Raw genomic sequence first — 14,896 nt, 5'->3', positions numbered from 1 at the left:
GGTCCGCCACGAGCGTAGGAGCGTCATGATCTCGTTTCGCCAGCACGCGATATCGATCGTCGCGATCTTCCTCGCCCTCGCGATCGGGGTGGTGCTCGGATCCCAGACGCTCGCGGCGGACATGCTGTCCGGACTGCGCTCGGACCGGACCGAGCTGAGCAGGCGGGTCGAGGAGTACTCCGCGCGGAATCGGCAGTTGACCGACGAACTCAATGCCGCGGATCGTTTCATCGCGGGGTCGGCGGGACGCGTTCTCGGGGGAACGCTCACCGGCCGCAGCGTCGTGGTGTTCACCACGCCCGACGCCGATCCGGCCGACGTCGAATCGGTGATCAAGGGGCTGGAGACCGCGGGCGCGCCGGTGACCGGGCGTCTCGCGCTGACCGACGCGTTCCTGGACTCGGGCGAGGGCGACCGGATGCGTGCCGCCATGACCAATGTGATCCCGGCCGGGGCACAACTGCGCACCGGCGCGGTCGATCAGGGCAGTATGGCGGGCGATCTGCTCGGGCTGGTGCTGCTGCTCGACCCGGGCAACGGCGCGCCGCGCAGCACCCCGCAGGAACTGAGCCTGGTGCTGGAGACATTGCGCGGCGGCGGCTTCGTCGCCGAAGCGGACGCGCCGATCGCGCCCGCCCAGCTCGCCGTGGTGATCACCGGCAACGGCGCCAAGGCCGCCGAGAACGCCCAGGGGGCCAATATCGCCCGGTTCACCGGCGCGTTGCGCGGTCGCGGCTCCGGGGCGATTCTGGCGGGCCGCGCCGGGGCGGCGGACGATCCCGGTCCGATCGGTGTCATCCGTTCGGACCCGGCGATGGCCGCCGCCGTCACCACCGTCGACAATCTCGATCGCGAGATCGGCCGGGTCACCGCGGTGCTCGGCCTGACCGAACAGCTGAACGGTGCCGCCGGGCGTTACGGCACGGGGACGCGGGCGACGTCGTTGACGCTCGCCGCGCCGCCACGCTGAGCGGAATCGGCTCGTATCGCCTCAGCCGCGCTCGGCCGCCGCGAGCGCCTTCAACTCCGCGAACCGCACGATATTGCCCGCCGCGCCCCAGGTGCCCTCGGGCTGCTCGTGGATCAGGACCCACACCCGCAGACCGTCGCTCTCGCCGAGTCCGGCGGCCGCGAGTACCTCGGCGGTCACCTGCTGGACCAGGCCCGCTTTGCGGCGGTCGGACAGCGCGCCTTCCGGCACGGTCACATCGACCCGGAACCGGGGCAGTTCGTCCCCGGCGTTGACGAATCCGCCGGGCGCCACCTCTTCGACGAGGCACCAGGACTGCGCGCGGAAGAACGGGGTGTCGGGTGCGCCCTCCCAGTGCAACAGCGTGGTGATGAGGGTTTTCTGCAATTCGGCCCGGGTCGGGTCGGACAGCACTCCGGCGGGAAGTGTGAGTTGAATCATCGGCATGGGAACTCCCTGGCTATAACGACTGTTATATTCCGAGAACGGTACGCTATGACAGTCGTTATGGACAGGGAGATGCGGATGGCCGAGTCGCGGGCACGGGACCGGATGGTGGTCGCGGCGGCCGACATGCTGCGCCGACGTGGCCTGAACGCGACCAGCGTCCGCGAACTGGCCAAACACTCGGGTGCGCCACTCGGGTCGACCTACCACTACTTTCCCGGCGGCAAATCCCAGCTGGCCACCGAAGCGGTCCGCTTCGCGGACGGTCTCGTCGCGCGGAAACTGGCGAAGGATCTGCCCGCGGGGCCGGTCGTCGCGCTGCGTGAATTCGTCGACATGTGGAGAAAGGTCGTGCTCGACAGCGATTTTCGCGCGGGTTGCCCCGTGTTGGCGGTCTCGGTGGAAGATCTGCCCGATACCGACGATCCGCGACTGGCCGCGGCCGCCGCCTTCGATCGGTGGACCGGATTGCTGGCCGATTCGCTGCGTGCCCACGGTGCGGCCGACACCGTGGCGACCCGGACCGCCACGTTGATCGTGGCCGCGCTGGAAGGCTGCGTCGCGATCTGTCGAGCGCAGCGCGACACGGCGGCGCTGGATCGGACGGCCGACGCCCTGGAAGCGGTCGTGCGCGGTGTCATCGGCCGACCTGTCGGCTGAAACCGGGACCGCGGCCGAAAACGGGACCGCGGCCGAAAACGGGACGGCAGCGACTTCCGGGCAAACGGGCGTGGCGGTCGAGCGACCGGGCGCATCCGTGTTACCGTGAAGACCCGTGGGTCAAACACGGATTCAGGCGCGAACTGCTACGAAACATATCTTCGTCAGTGGTGGAGTCGCCTCCTCATTGGGCAAAGGCCTGACGGCTTCCAGCCTCGGTCAGCTGCTGACAGCGCGCGGGCTGCGCGTCACCATGCAGAAACTCGACCCGTATCTGAACGTCGATCCGGGCACCATGAATCCGTTCCAACACGGAGAGGTGTTCGTGACGGAGGACGGCGCCGAGACCGATCTCGACGTCGGACACTACGAGAGATTCCTCGATCGCGACCTGTCCAAGGACGCGAATGTCACCACGGGGCAAATCTATTCGACGGTCATCGCCAAGGAGCGGCGCGGCGAGTACCTCGGTGACACGGTGCAGGTGATCCCGCACATCACCGACGAGATCAAGGACCGCATCCTCGCGATGCAGGGCCCCGATCTCCAAGGGCAGGTGCCCGACGTGGTGATCACCGAGATCGGCGGCACCGTCGGCGACATCGAATCGCAGCCCTTCCTCGAGGCGGCCCGCCAGATCCGCCACGACGTCGGTCGTGACAACGTCTTCTTCCTGCACGTCTCGCTGGTGCCCTACCTGGCGCCGTCGGGCGAGCTGAAGACCAAGCCGACCCAGCATTCGGTGGCGGCGCTGCGCAATATCGGCATCCAGCCCGACGCGCTGATCCTGCGCTGCGACCGCGAGGTGCCCCAGGCGCTCAAGAGCAAGATCGCGCTCATGTGCGACGTCGAGGTCGACGCCTGCATCTCGACCCCGGACGCGCCGTCCATCTACGACATCCCCAAGGTGCTGCATCGGGAAGGTCTCGACGCGTACGTGGTGCGCAGGCTGGGCCTGCCGTTCCGGGATGTCGACTGGACCGTGTGGGGTGATCTGCTCGACCGGGTGCACTCCCCGCGCGAGACCGTCGAGGTGGCGCTGGTCGGCAAGTACGTCGATCTGCCCGACGCGTACCTGTCGGTGACCGAGGCGTTGCGCGCGGGCGGGTTCGCCTCGCGGGCCAGGGTGCAGATCCGCTGGGTGCCCTCCGACGAATGCGAGACCGAGGCGGGCGCGATCGCCGCGCTGCGCGACGTGGACGCGGTGCTGATCCCCGGCGGTTTCGGCATCCGCGGCATCGAGGGCAAGGTCGGCGCCATCCGTTTCGCCCGCCTGCGCGGTATCCCGCTGCTCGGGCTGTGCCTGGGCCTGCAGTGCGTGGTGATCGAGGCGGCGCGTTCGGTCGGGCTGGTCGAGGCCAACTCGGCGGAATTCGAACCCGACACCCCGCATCCGGTGATCTCGACCATGGCCGACCAGGAACAGATCGTCGCCGGTGAGGCCGATCTCGGCGGCACCATGCGTTTGGGCGCGTACCCGGCGGCGCTGGTCAAGGGATCGGTCGTGGCGAAGGCCTACGGCTCGGACAGCGTCTCGGAACGTCATCGGCACCGCTACGAGGTGAACAACGCCTATCGCGACAAGATCGCCGCGAGCGGCCTGCGGTTCAGCGGCACCTCACCGGACGGACATCTGGTCGAATTCGTCGAGTACCCGGCGGATGTGCATCCGTTCCTCGTCGCCACCCAGGCCCATCCGGAACTCAAGAGCCGTCCGACCCGCCCGCATCCGCTGTTCGCGGCACTGGTGTCCGCGGCATTGAAATACAAACTGGCCGAACGACTTCCGGTGGACATCTCGGACGAGGAGTTGGCCGCGGCCGACCAGAGCTCCTGATACGCGGGGTCGCTGCGACGCGAACCCCTCCCGACGCACGGCACGCGACGCGCACAGGCGCGGCGCGTGCCGTGTCCGTATGCGGCGGGCCGATCGTGGGTATAGCGTGCTCGGGTGCGGGGATGTCGGCTCGGACGTGATCGGCGGTCCGGCCGACGGGTACCGCGCTCTCGCGTCCGGGAGGTCCGGACGGGAGCGAGTGGGTGTGAGCGCGGGCGGTGACGCCGAGTGGGAGTGAGGCACGGTCGTGACGAAGAACGAAACAGCGGCGGGCAGCCACGATTTCGACACAGTGTCGAGCAGGACCGTCTACAGCGGAGCGATTCTGGCGCTGCGACTGGACCAGGTCGCGATGCCGGGCGGCAAGGTCGTCGAACGCGAGGTCATCGAACATCACGCGGCGGTGGCGGTCGCGGCGATCGACGAGAACGACGAACTGGTGCTCATCGACCAGTACCGGCATCCGATCGGCGCCAGGCTGCTCGAACTGCCCGCCGGACTGCTCGACGTGCAGGGCGAGGATCCCCTCGAGGCCGCGCGGCGTGAACTCGCCGAGGAGACCGGACTGGCCGCGGCGGAGTGGTCGGTGCTCGTCGACGTGGCACTGTCGCCGGGATTCACCGACGAGGCGTTGCGCATCTACGTCGCACGCGATCTGCGCGAGGTCGACCGTCCGGAACCGGAGAACGAGGAAGCGGATCTGCGCGTGATCCGCATGCCGGTCGGCGCCGCGGTGCGCGCCGCGCTCGCCGGCGAGATCGTCAACGCGACGGCGGTGGCCGGTGTGCTCGCCCTCGCGGCGGCACGCGCCGACGACATCGCGCTGCGCCCGGCCGACGCGCCGTGGCCGGGTCAGCCGACGGGTTTCCTGCGCCGCCAGGCGCGCTCACGATCCGGAGACTGAGATGTCCGACGGGGTACTCGCGCGTGAAATCGCCGCCTACCTCGACCATCTCGCGGTCGAGCGCGGCGCCGCGCGCAACACGCTCGGCGCGTACCGCCGCGATCTCGACCGCTACCGGGAATTCCTGACCCGGCGCGGCATCACCGAACTCGACCGCGCGGCCGAATCCGATGTCGCCGAATTCACCGTCGCGCTGCGGTCAGGCGGGACCGGGCATCCGCCGCTCGCCGCGAGTTCGGTGGCGCGCGCGTTGATCGCGGTGCGCGGGTTGCACCGTTTCGCGGCCGCCGAGGGGATGAGCGCCACCGATGTCGCGCACGGGGTCAAACCCCCGGCCCCCGGTCGCAGACTGCCGAAAGCGCTGCCCTACGACCAGGTGTCGCGCTTGCTCGAGGCGGCGGGCGGCGGCGCGTCGGATTCGCCCGATACCGCGTCGGGCGCCGACGGCGGTCCGCGTGGTCTGCGTGATCGCGCGCTGCTGGAACTGCTGTATTCCACGGGGGCGCGGATTTCGGAGATGGTCGGACTCGACGTGGACGACCTCGACACCGGCGAACGCACGGTCACCTTGCACGGCAAGGGCGGTAAACAACGGATGGTGCCCATCGGTCGTCCCGCCATCGCGGCGGTCGAGGCCTATCTGATCCGCGGTCGTCCGACGCTGGCGGCGGGCGGAAGGAGCGGAGCGAAAGGTAACGGGGGCGCGCTGTTCCTGAACGCGCGCGGGGGCAGGCTGTCTCGCCAGAGCGCCTGGCAGGTGTTGCGGATCGCCGCCGAACGCGCGGGTATCGGCTCGGCCGTTTCGCCGCACACGCTGCGTCATTCGTTCGCCACCCATTTGCTGGACGGCGGCGCCGATGTCAGGGTCGTGCAGGAGTTGCTCGGCCACGCGTCGGTGACGACGACCCAGATCTACACCCTCGTCACCGTCAACACCCTGCGCGAAGTGTGGGCGACCGCGCACCCTCGGGCACGATGAAAACGGCGCGATGCCACCGGGGTCGGGGCGGTGCCGATATGCGCGCGCGGTTCCTCACCGATCGCACACGGGGTATCGTCCGGATCGAAGGTATCCGCAGGCCGCATCTCGCCGCGAGACATCGCGTCGCGCGAAGGAGCGGAATGAGACAGCATGGAGGGACTGCCCACATCGGAGTCGATCGAGCTCGGCGTGTGCTCCGAACACGGTGTCGCGTGTCCGAACGTGGGTCTCGTGTTGTCAAGCGGTAGCGTCTATCGAGAGCTGGACCGTACGAAAGCGAGGTCGGGCCTGATCGGTCTCGCTACGCTCGGCGAGGCAACGGGCAGAAGCATAAGGAGCAGCGGATCGTGACGACAGCCGGTGCGGCGCAGGAGCCGCAGATGGGTGCTGGGGCGCAACCGCTTACAGGCCCCCGTTCGGAACCGTACTCGGACGCCGCGGCGGAAACGCTGTGGGGCAAAGGAGCCCAGCCGGTTCCCGCGGAGAGCGCGGAACTCGGCCCGACGGGCCGTCCGTTGCGCCTGGTCCCGCACCCGCCGCCGCTGGGCAGGCACGGCGACGCGCTGATCGTCGCCATGTGCAACCAGAAGGGCGGGGTCGGCAAGACGACCTCGACCATCAATCTCGGTGCCGCGCTGGCCGAATACGGGCGCCGCGTGCTGCTGGTGGATCTCGACCCGCAGGGCGCGCTCTCGGCCGGGCTCGGCGTCGCCCACCACGACCTCGACCAGACCGTGCACAACCTGCTGATCGGCTCGCGCACCTCCATCGACGACGTACTGATGCAGACCCGGGTCGAGAACATGGATCTGCTGCCGAGCAATATCGATCTGTCCGCCGCGGAGATCCAACTGGTCAACGAAGTCGGCAGGGAACAGACGCTCGGCCGCGCGCTGGAACCGGTGCGCGATCGCTACGACTACATCCTCATCGACTGCCAGCCCTCGCTCGGTCTGCTCACGGTGAACGCGCTGGCCTGTTCGGACGGCGTCATCATTCCGATGGAATGCGAATACTTCTCGTTGCGCGGTCTCGCACTGCTCAACGACACCGTGGAGAAGGTGCGCGACCGGCTGAATCCACGACTGAGCCTGTACGGCATCGTGGTGACGATGTTCGACGCCCGCCTACTACATTCGCGACAGGTGATGGCGCGCGTCGTCGAGGTTTTCGGTGAGCTGGTGTACGACACCGCCATCTCGCGCACGGTCCGTTTTCCCGATGCCAGTGTCGCTGGCGAGCCCATCACCACGTGGGCCCCGAAATCCGGTGGAGCCGAGGCGTATCGGGCGATGGCGCGGGAAGTCATCCACCGGTCCGGACGGTGAGCGAGGCGAGAACCCCGGCGCCGCAGACGACCACCGAGGACCCGCACGAACCCGATGACGGCCCGGCGTCCGGCGTCACGCCGGAGGAACCCGCGCGCCCGGCGGGCTTCCACCTGTCGCTGAGCAACTTCCAGGGCCCGTTCGACCTGCTGCTCACTCTGATCAGCTCGCGCAGGCTGGATGTGACCGAAGTCGCGTTGGCCCAGGTCACCGATGAATTCATCGCCTATACCAAGGCTTTGACCGCGGCGAGCGCGGGAGAATCGGGCCTGCGCGCGGACAAGATCCTTGACCAGACCACCGAATTCCTCGTCGTCGCCGCGACCCTGCTCGATCTGAAAGCGGCGCGGTTGCTGCCCTCGGGCGAGATGACCGATTCCGAGGATCTGGAATTGCTGGAGGCCCGCGATCTGCTGTTCGCGCGACTGCTGCAATATCGCGCGTTCAAGCAGGTCGCGGAACTGTTCGCGGAACTGGAGGCGGTGGCGCTGCGGCGCTATCCGCGCTCGGTCGGACTCGAGGAGCGCTTCGCCGGGCTGATGCCCGAGGTTACCCTGGGGGTGGACGCCGCGGCTTTCGCTCAGATCGCCGCGGTGGCCTTCCGGCCCAGACCGATCCCTCGGGTCGGACTCGACCACCTGCACGCGCACGCGATCTCGGTGGCCGAGGAAGCCGCGTGGGTGTTGGAACGGCTCAAGGAACGCGGGAAGGGCGGTTGGACGACCTTCGCGGAACTGGTCGCCGACTGCGAGGTGGCGGTGCAGATCGTGGCCCGCTTCCTGGCGCTGCTCGAGCTGTACCGGGGTAAGACGATCGAATTCGAGCAGCCCGATCCGCTCGGTCCGCTCGCGGTGAGCTGGATCGGTGAGCTCGACCCCGACGCCGAGGAGACCGAGGCCATCACGATCGAGGAGGACTACGGGTGAACCAGCCCAGCGCGCACGCGGCGGACTCCACCGAGGTCACCGCATCCGACGCCGCGGAGGTCGCGACCCCCGAGATCTCGGACACGATCACACCCGCAGTGGCCGTTCCCGAGCCTTCCGTGGCGGAGTTCACTCCCGCGACTCTCGACGAGACCGAATTCCGGTCCGCGCTCGAGGCGATGTTGCTCGTCGTCGACGCTCCCGCCCCGGTAGAACAGCTGGCGGCGGCCCTGGACGACACCACCGAGCGGGTCGAGGCGGCCCTGCGCGAGATGTCGGCCGGATTCTCCGCCAGGGGCAGCGGCATCGACCTGCGTTTCGTGGGAGACGGGTGGCGCTTCTATACTCGCAGCGAGTACGCGCCATATGTGGAACGGGTGCTGCTCGACGGCGCCCGGACCAAATTGACCCGGGCGGCGCTGGAAACCCTGGCGGTGGTCGCCTACCGCCAACCGGTGACCAGGACCAGGGTCAGCGCGGTTCGCGGTGTGAATGTCGACGGTGTCATGCGCACCTTGCTCGCACGTGGATTGATCGCCGAGGCCGGGGTGGACCCGGAGACCAACGGCACGCAGTACAGCACGACCGAACTGTTCCTCGAACGGATCGGACTCGCGTCGTTGTCCGACCTGCCCGCGCTGGCGCCCCTACTTCCGGGCGTCGACCTGATCGATGAGATCAACGAGAGCCTGGAGACGGATCCCCGTTACACCAGGCTGAGAAAACCCGCCGAATCCGACCTGGATCTCGGCACCGAGAATTGACAGGACAGATGAATACTTCCGCTCGCCGAGATGGCACACCGGATCGAAGAAAACGTAGCGACCAGCCCGCATCGGGTGGCGCGAATCGCAGCACCGGTTCGCGCGGCGCTCGCGCCGCACAGCGCGGCGCCGCCGCCGAGCGCGGAGCCTGGGACAACGACCAGCGCGGCAACGGCAGGCGCGGCGGTTCCCAGAGCGATTCCGCCCAGCGTGGCGCCGGTCGCGGTGGATACGGGCAGGGCGATTCCGCCCAGCGTGGTACCGGTCGCGGTGGATATGGACAGGGCGATTCGGCCCAGCGTGGTACCGGTCGCGGCGGTTACGGGCAGGGCGATTCCGCCCAGCGCGGTTCCGGTCGAGACGGGTACTCGCAGGGTGATTCCGCCCAGCGTGGCGGTCGTGGCGGGTACTCGCAGGGCGATGCCCAGCGTGGCGCCGGTCGTGGCGGTTACGGGCAGGGTGATTCCGCCCAGCGTGGCGGTCGTGGCGGGTACTCGCAGGGTGATTCGGCCCAGCGCGGTTCCGGTCGTGGCGGTTACGGGCAGGGCGACTCGCCCCAGCGCGGTGGGTACGGGCAGGGCGGTACCGCTTCGGGAGGTTCCGGTGGCCGCGGGCCTTCCGCGACCCCGCAATCCGGTTCGGCGCCGCGTGGCGCACGGCGTCCCGCGCAGGCACAGGCTCCCGCCGGTCGCAAGGCCAAGAATCCGAAACCGCAGCGTCAGGTCAGCGGACCGCCGCTGCTGAGCAATGCCAAACCGGCGCGTCGCCAGCACGTCGAAACCGACAGCACCGAAACCCACACCAAGATGCCGTGGGGCGAGGGGGAGCGGTTGCAGAAGGTGCTCGCCAAGGCGGGCGTCGCCTCGCGCCGCGCCGCCGAGGACCTGATCGACCAGGGCCGCGTCGAGGTCGACGGGCTCATCGTGCGCGAACAGGGTCTGCGCATCGATCCGCAGAACGCGGTGGTCCGGGTCGACGGAACGCGCGTCATGGTGCGCGCGGAACTGGTGCACCTGGCACTGAACAAACCCAAGGGCTGGCAGTCGACCATGTCCGACGATCTCGGCCGCCCCTGCGTCGGCGATATCGTCGCCGAGCGGATCGCGGCAGGTCAGCGCCTGTTCCACGTCGGACGGCTCGACGCGGACACCGAGGGCCTGCTGCTGCTGACCAACGACGGCGACCTCGCGCACCGGCTCATGCACCCGTCGTTCGAGGTGTCGAAGACCTACCTGGCCACGGTGAACGGCGAAGTCAACAACAAGATCATCAGCAAGCGACTGCGCGACGGCGTGGAACTGGAGGACGGCCCGGCCAAGGTCGACCGCTTCCAGGTGCTCGAGATCGGCGAGGGACGCTCCCTGGTGAAACTCGTGTTGCACGAAGGGCGTAAGCACATCGTGCGCAGACTGCTCGACGAGGTCGGGCATCCGGTCACCAGGCTGGTTCGCACCCATATCGGCCCGGTGCTGCTGGGCGATCAACGGCCGGGCACGCTGCGAGTGCTCGGTCGCGACGAAGTTGGCAAACTCTACGAGGCGGTGTCGTTGTGAACGGTGTGGAGGTTCCGGTGCAGAGTGTCGCAGCGGGAAAGCTTTCGGGCACCGAGTCGTTGGTCGTGGCGATGGACGGACCGTCCGGCACGGGTAAGTCGAGCGTCTCCCGCCAGCTCGCGGGCCGTCTCGACGCCCGCTACCTGGACACCGGGGCGATGTACCGGGTGGCGACCCTTCGGGTGCTGCGCGCGGGTATCGACCTCACCGACTCCGCGGCGATCGGCGCGTCCGTCAAGGAACTGCCGCTGACCATCGGCACCGATCCCGGCCACGAGATCATCGAACTCGACGGCGAGGACGTGTCCGGTGAGATCCGCGGCGACGCGGTGACCAAGGCGGTGTCGGCGGTGTCGGCGGTGGCCGAGGTGCGCGAACTGCTCGTCGCGTTGCAGCGGGAGATCACCTACAGCGCGCAGCGGATCGTGGTCGAGGGCCGCGATATCGGTACCGTCGTGCTGCCCGACGCGGACGCCAAGATCTACCTGACCGCCTCCGCCGAGGCCAGGGCCCAGCGCCGCAATCAGCAGAACATCGACGAAGGACGCGGCGACGACTACGAAGCCGTCCTCGCCGATGTCCAGCGTCGTGACAATCTCGATTCGACCCGCAAGGTCTCCCCGCTGCGCCCGGCCGATGACGCGGTCATCGTCGACACCAGCGAACTGAGCAAGGACGAGGTCATCGACGAGTTGTACCGCGTTGTCGCACATCAGATCACCACGAGCTCGCCGGGAGGCGCCCGATGAACGAAGACGTACTCGCCGGAGACGGCGTATGGAGTGACGAGACCGACTGGGAAGTCCTCGATTTCGCCGAGGAGTCGGAGGAGGGCGAAGAACTCGCCATGCCGACCCTCGCGGTGGTCGGCAGGCCCAATGTCGGTAAGTCCACGCTGGTCAACCGCATCCTCGGCAGGCGCGAGGCCGTGGTGGAGGACATCCCCGGCGTCACCCGCGACCGGGTCTCCTACGAGGCCAACTGGTCGGGCCGACGTTTCTGGGTCCAGGACACCGGCGGCTGGGAACCCGACGCCAAGGGTTTGCAGCAGCATGTCGCCCGGCAGGCCGAACTGGCCATGGACACCGCCGACGCCATCCTGCTCGTGGTCGACGCCACCGTCGGTGCGACCGCGACCGACGAGGCCGCGGTCAAGAAGCTGCGCCGCTCCAAGATCCCGGTGATCCTGGTGGCCAACAAGGTCGACGATCAGCGGGTCGAATCCGAGGCGGCGACGCTGTGGTCGCTCGGGCTCGGCGAACCGCGCATGGTCAGCGCCGCGCACGGACGAGGCACCGGCGATCTGCTCGACGATGTGCTCGCGGCGCTGCCCGAGACTCCCCGCGAGGGTGGCGGCGGTGGCGGACCGCGTCGCGTCGCGCTGGTCGGCAAACCGAATGTCGGTAAGTCGAGCCTGCTCAACAAATTGGCGGGCGACGAACGTTCGGTGGTGCACGATGTCGCGGGCACCACGGTCGATCCGGTGGACAGTCTCGTCGATCTGGGCGGCAAGATCTGGAAGTTCGTCGATACGGCGGGCTTGCGGCGCAAGGTGTCCAATGCCAGCGGCACCGAGTTCTACGCGTCGCTGCGCACCAAATCCGCGCTGGAGGCCTCCGAGGTCGCGATCATGCTGATCGACGCCTCCCAGCCGATCACCGAGCAGGATCTTCGCGTGATCAGCCTGGTCGCCGACTCGGGTCGCGCGCTGGTGCTCGCCTTCAACAAATGGGATCTGGTCGACGAGGACCGGCGTCTCATGCTGGAGAAGGAAGTGGACCGCGACCTGAACCGGGTGCCGTGGGCGGGCCGGGTCAACATCTCCGCCCAGACCGGGCGGGCTGTCCAGAAGCTGGTTCCCGCCATGGAAACCGCGCTGGAGTCGTGGGACAAGCGGATCTCGACCGGTCGCCTGAACACCTGGCTCAAGGAAGTCGTCGCGGCGACGCCGCCGCCGATGCGTGGCGGTCGCCTGCCCCGGGTCCTCTTCGCCACCCAGGCGTCGACGCGACCGCCGACCTTCGTGCTGTTCACCACCGGCTTCCTGGAGGCGGGTTACCGTCGATTCATCGAGCGCAGGCTGCGTGAGGAATTCGGATTCGACGGCTCACCGGTTCGTGTTTCGGTGCGTGTGCGCGAAAAGCGGGAACGCAAGAAGTAGGTCGGTTTCGTCGGCAGGCCCTGTGACCGGTGTCGTCACAGGGCCTGTGCGATTTCCACCCGGTGCATCGTCGCGGCCCGGCTCTGCCCGATCTGGATTCCGTTGAATCGGATTTCCGCGGCCTGCAATTGGTCGGCGAGTTCGCGTCGGTACTCGGCGATCCGGCGTCCGGACAGATCGCTGAGCGGGAAACCGCGCACCGATTGGAGTGCGGCGGCCAGGAATTCGCGGCCTTCGGCGTCGTCGAGCTGGGCCGCGCGTTCGGTCAGGATGCGGAACTGATGCACGTCGACCCATTCCGCCGGAACGTCGAGGCGGAACACCCCGTCGCCGCTGATCAGCGCGTCGCCCAGGCCGAGCGGACGCAGCAGATCCCGGAGCACGGCGACGATCTCGTCCAGCGCGGAGTCGGCGTCGGCGGGCGGATCGTCCCACACCCAGTCGATCACTTCCTCGCGCGAGACGGGCTGGCCCATCACCGACAGCAGTGCGGTGAGCAGGCGCTGTTCGCGCGCGGTGCCGAGTTCGGCACGCCGACCGTTCTTCTCGGCCTCGACGGTGCCGAGCAATCGGAATTGCACCACGGAGCGGAGGAACGCGCGGTTACCGATCGCCATGGAATTCTCCCTCACTGCATGAATCGGACCGAAATATCGCGAATTCGGATCCGATTGCACACCTGTCGATTTCAGTACGCGCGGCCGTCCGGGGGGCTTTCCTGGATATCGGAGCGGAGGTAGTGGTCCTCCGCGATCTAGGAGACATCATGAGAGACAACACATTCGATGAGGGGGACTTCAATGCGAAGTTCGCAAAGAGTACCTTCAGTGATGGCGGCGGAGGGTGCGTCGAGGTCGCGTCGGGCAACGGGCGGATCGCTGTGCGCGATTCGAAGGATCCGTCCGGTCCGGTGTTGTGGTTCACGACCTCGGAATGGCGAGCCTTCCTCGCCGGCGTGCGTGCCGGTGAATTCGATTTCGGCACATGATGCCGCCAGGGTGGTGCCGCAGCGGGGTTGCCGCGGCACCACCCTCGCCGGTGTTGCGGAATTCGACATCTCAATCGCCCGCAGACCCGCGGATCTCGACGGCGAGTCCGGCGAGGAAATCCCTGGCGGCGTCGCCGAAGAGCGCCATCCTGCCCAGCAGTTCCCAGCACCGGCGATACAGTTCGATCTCCTCGGGCGCGCGGACCAGCCTGCTCGCGTCGATCAATTCGAGCGAGACGAGGGTGTCGTCGTCTCCGGTGTCGTAGATGACGAAACCGTGCGGAACGGTCGTCGTCGCCTCGATGTCGTTGGGTATGACGCCGATCGAGACATTGTCGAGTGTGCTGAGCGAGGAGATGCGGTCCAACTGGCCGAGCACCACCCGATGCGGACCGGGACGCAGGCGCAGCGCGGCCTCGGTGATGAGGAACTCGTACCGCCTGTCCGAGTCGTACAGTGCCAGTTGCCTGTCGAGCCGGGCCGCCAGCGCGGCCGCGAGATCGTCTTTGGCGTAGGGCAATTGGAAGGTCGCGAAAACCCTGCGGGCGTATTCGGCGGTCTGGAGCAGGCCTGGCACCACCGAGGGCTGGAAGGTGGAGACCACGTCGGCCGCGGATTCGCGCTCGCGGACCTCGTGCTGGAGATGTCTGCGCGTCGCCAGTGCGGACCGCCAGGTATCGACCTCGGAATGCGCCGCTTCGGTCAAAAGTCGCAGGGTACGCAGAGTTTCGGGGCTCGCGTCGACCTCTCTGGCCCAATCCAGTACCTGCGGGATCGACGGGACGGCGTTCCCCTTCTCGATCCGCGAGAGCTTGGATTGACTGATTCCGACCCGATGCGCGAGATCGCGCCCGGAGATCCCCGCGAGATCGCGCAGACGCCGGAGTTCGGCCCCTAGTCGGGCGCGCGGTTCCGTATCGGGGGGATCCGGGTCGGAGACGGTGGACACTCCCACCCCCGCGTCGTTCCCGGCTCGATTCATCTGACCCATGGCGGGTCGAATTGAATCACTACGATTCGCTGTCGTCAAGAATATGCCCTTTCCCGCTGGTCGTGTCGTGATTCACCGCGGATCGGAGTGGTGCGGGATCGTGGTCGGCCGGTGCGCCGTCGACCGCGCCGAAGATCGGAATCGCCTGCCCCCGCGTCGATTCGACGCGAACCGGATACATGCTGTCGGCACGAGCCTTTCGACACCCGTCGGCCGTCACGGGCGGCCTCTTCTCGCTCCGGGACGACACGGTGCGGGCGTCGTATTCGGTCGTTGCGGGCATGGCATTCCTCGCTTCGAACGCGGCAGAACGTGCGGTCTGATTGCCACATCTTTGCACAAGAATAGCGAGACTGCCGGTTGTGACCCTCTCTGTAATGGCATG

The 14,896-nt window shown here is 68.0% G+C and carries 15 protein-coding genes; 12 read left to right on the top strand and 3 right to left on the bottom strand.

Annotated features, from left to right (window positions below; all coding sequences use genetic code 11):
* Positions 1 to 25 precede the first annotated feature (25 nt).
* Positions 26 to 970 (top strand): copper transporter, encoded by a 945-nt coding sequence (locus JZ792_RS06730; protein WP_216907920.1) that lies wholly within the window; start codon positions 26 to 28, stop codon positions 968 to 970.
* Positions 971 to 991: 21 nt separating this feature from the next.
* On the opposite strand, the gene JZ792_RS06725 is transcribed toward JZ792_RS06730, so the two are convergent.
* Entirely contained in the window at positions 992 to 1,417 is a 426-nt protein-coding gene (locus JZ792_RS06725; protein ID WP_216907918.1) for a tautomerase family protein, read from the bottom strand.
* A 78-nt stretch (positions 1,418 to 1,495) separates the two neighbouring features.
* Between JZ792_RS06725 and JZ792_RS06720 the strand changes: the two genes are divergently transcribed.
* The 10 genes from JZ792_RS06720 to der all read left to right on the top strand — a co-directional run bounded on the left by JZ792_RS06720 (position 1,496) and on the right by der (position 12,532).
* Entirely contained in the window at positions 1,496 to 2,077 is a 582-nt protein-coding gene (locus JZ792_RS06720) for a TetR/AcrR family transcriptional regulator (protein ID WP_216907979.1), read from the top strand.
* Positions 2,078 to 2,192: 115 nt separating this feature from the next.
* Complete coding sequence (pyrG, locus tag JZ792_RS06715) at positions 2,193 to 3,914, top strand: CTP synthase (protein WP_216907916.1); 1,722 nt, start codon at positions 2,193 to 2,195, stop codon at positions 3,912 to 3,914.
* Between the two features lie 247 nt (positions 3,915 to 4,161).
* Entirely contained in the window at positions 4,162 to 4,818 is a 657-nt protein-coding gene (locus JZ792_RS06710) for an NUDIX domain-containing protein (protein ID WP_216907914.1), read from the top strand.
* A 1-nt stretch (position 4,819) separates the two neighbouring features.
* Positions 4,820 to 5,797: a site-specific tyrosine recombinase XerD gene (locus tag JZ792_RS06705; RefSeq protein ID WP_216907912.1), complete on the top strand. Its 978-nt coding sequence runs from the start codon at positions 4,820 to 4,822 to the stop codon at positions 5,795 to 5,797.
* 350 nt (positions 5,798 to 6,147) lie between these two features.
* Entirely contained in the window at positions 6,148 to 7,128 is a 981-nt protein-coding gene (locus JZ792_RS06700) for a ParA family protein (protein WP_232840341.1), read from the top strand.
* Positions 7,125 to 8,054, top strand: coding sequence for a segregation and condensation protein A (locus JZ792_RS06695; RefSeq protein WP_216907910.1), 930 nt, complete (start codon positions 7,125 to 7,127; stop codon positions 8,052 to 8,054). The genes JZ792_RS06700 and JZ792_RS06695 overlap by 4 nt, the downstream gene beginning before the upstream one ends.
* Positions 8,055 to 8,128: 74 nt before the next feature.
* A complete protein-coding gene (gene scpB / locus JZ792_RS06690; protein WP_438804298.1) occupies positions 8,129 to 8,818 on the top strand; it encodes an SMC-Scp complex subunit ScpB in 690 nt (229 codons plus the stop codon).
* An 8-nt stretch (positions 8,819 to 8,826) separates the two neighbouring features.
* Positions 8,827 to 10,371, top strand: coding sequence for a pseudouridine synthase (locus JZ792_RS43505; protein WP_216907908.1), 1,545 nt, complete (start codon positions 8,827 to 8,829; stop codon positions 10,369 to 10,371).
* Positions 10,372 to 10,442: 71 nt separating this feature from the next.
* Positions 10,443 to 11,120, top strand: coding sequence for a (d)CMP kinase (gene cmk, locus JZ792_RS06680; RefSeq protein WP_216907975.1), 678 nt, complete (start codon positions 10,443 to 10,445; stop codon positions 11,118 to 11,120).
* Positions 11,117 to 12,532, top strand: a complete 1,416-nt coding sequence (der, locus tag JZ792_RS06675) for a ribosome biogenesis GTPase Der (RefSeq protein ID WP_216907906.1) — start codon at positions 11,117 to 11,119, stop codon at positions 12,530 to 12,532. The genes cmk and der overlap by 4 nt, the downstream gene beginning before the upstream one ends.
* Positions 12,533 to 12,567: 35 nt before the next feature.
* Here the strand turns inward: der and JZ792_RS06670 are convergent, their stop codons facing one another.
* Positions 12,568 to 13,149, bottom strand: a complete 582-nt coding sequence (locus JZ792_RS06670) for an AfsR/SARP family transcriptional regulator (protein ID WP_216907903.1) — start codon at positions 13,147 to 13,149, stop codon at positions 12,568 to 12,570.
* Positions 13,150 to 13,271: 122 nt separating this feature from the next.
* Here JZ792_RS06670 and JZ792_RS06665 point away from each other — a divergent pair, with 122 nt between their 5' ends.
* The gene (locus tag JZ792_RS06665) at positions 13,272 to 13,520 is read left to right on the top strand and encodes a DUF397 domain-containing protein (RefSeq protein WP_308165177.1); all 249 of its coding nucleotides are present in this window, start codon (positions 13,272 to 13,274) and stop codon (positions 13,518 to 13,520) included.
* 70 nt (positions 13,521 to 13,590) lie between these two features.
* On the opposite strand, the gene JZ792_RS06660 is transcribed toward JZ792_RS06665, so the two are convergent.
* The gene (locus tag JZ792_RS06660) at positions 13,591 to 14,502 is read right to left on the bottom strand and encodes a helix-turn-helix domain-containing protein (RefSeq protein WP_216907901.1); all 912 of its coding nucleotides are present in this window, start codon (positions 14,500 to 14,502) and stop codon (positions 13,591 to 13,593) included.
* Positions 14,503 to 14,896: the final 394 nt, after the last annotated feature.

Source organism: Nocardia noduli, assembly GCF_019038455.1.
In the GTDB taxonomy this organism is placed as follows: Bacteria; Actinomycetota; Actinomycetes; order Mycobacteriales; family Mycobacteriaceae; genus Nocardia; species Nocardia noduli.
Note: the sequence above shows the minus strand (reverse complement) of the source record. Positions and strands in the feature narration are given on the sequence as shown.

Bases quoted from the DNA above. Each gene is read 5' to 3' on its own strand.
- JZ792_RS06730 (WP_216907920.1), top strand. From the start codon at position 26: ATGATCTCGTTTCGCCAGCACGCGATATCGATCGTCGCGATCTTCCTC.
- JZ792_RS06725 (WP_216907918.1), bottom strand. From the start codon at position 1,417: ATGCCGATGATTCAACTCACACTTCCCGCCGGAGTGCTGTCCGACCCG.
- JZ792_RS06720 (WP_216907979.1), top strand. From the start codon at position 1,496: ATGGCCGAGTCGCGGGCACGGGACCGGATGGTGGTCGCGGCGGCCGAC.
- JZ792_RS06705 (WP_216907912.1), top strand. From the start codon at position 4,820: ATGTCCGACGGGGTACTCGCGCGTGAAATCGCCGCCTACCTCGACCAT.
- JZ792_RS43505 (WP_216907908.1), top strand. From the start codon at position 8,827: ATGAATACTTCCGCTCGCCGAGATGGCACACCGGATCGAAGAAAACGT.
- cmk (WP_216907975.1), top strand. From the start codon at position 10,443: ATGGACGGACCGTCCGGCACGGGTAAGTCGAGCGTCTCCCGCCAGCTC.
- der (WP_216907906.1), top strand. From the start codon at position 11,117: ATGAACGAAGACGTACTCGCCGGAGACGGCGTATGGAGTGACGAGACC.
- JZ792_RS06670 (WP_216907903.1), bottom strand. From the start codon at position 13,149: ATGGCGATCGGTAACCGCGCGTTCCTCCGCTCCGTGGTGCAATTCCGA.
- JZ792_RS06660 (WP_216907901.1), bottom strand. From the start codon at position 14,502: ATGAATCGAGCCGGGAACGACGCGGGGGTGGGAGTGTCCACCGTCTCC.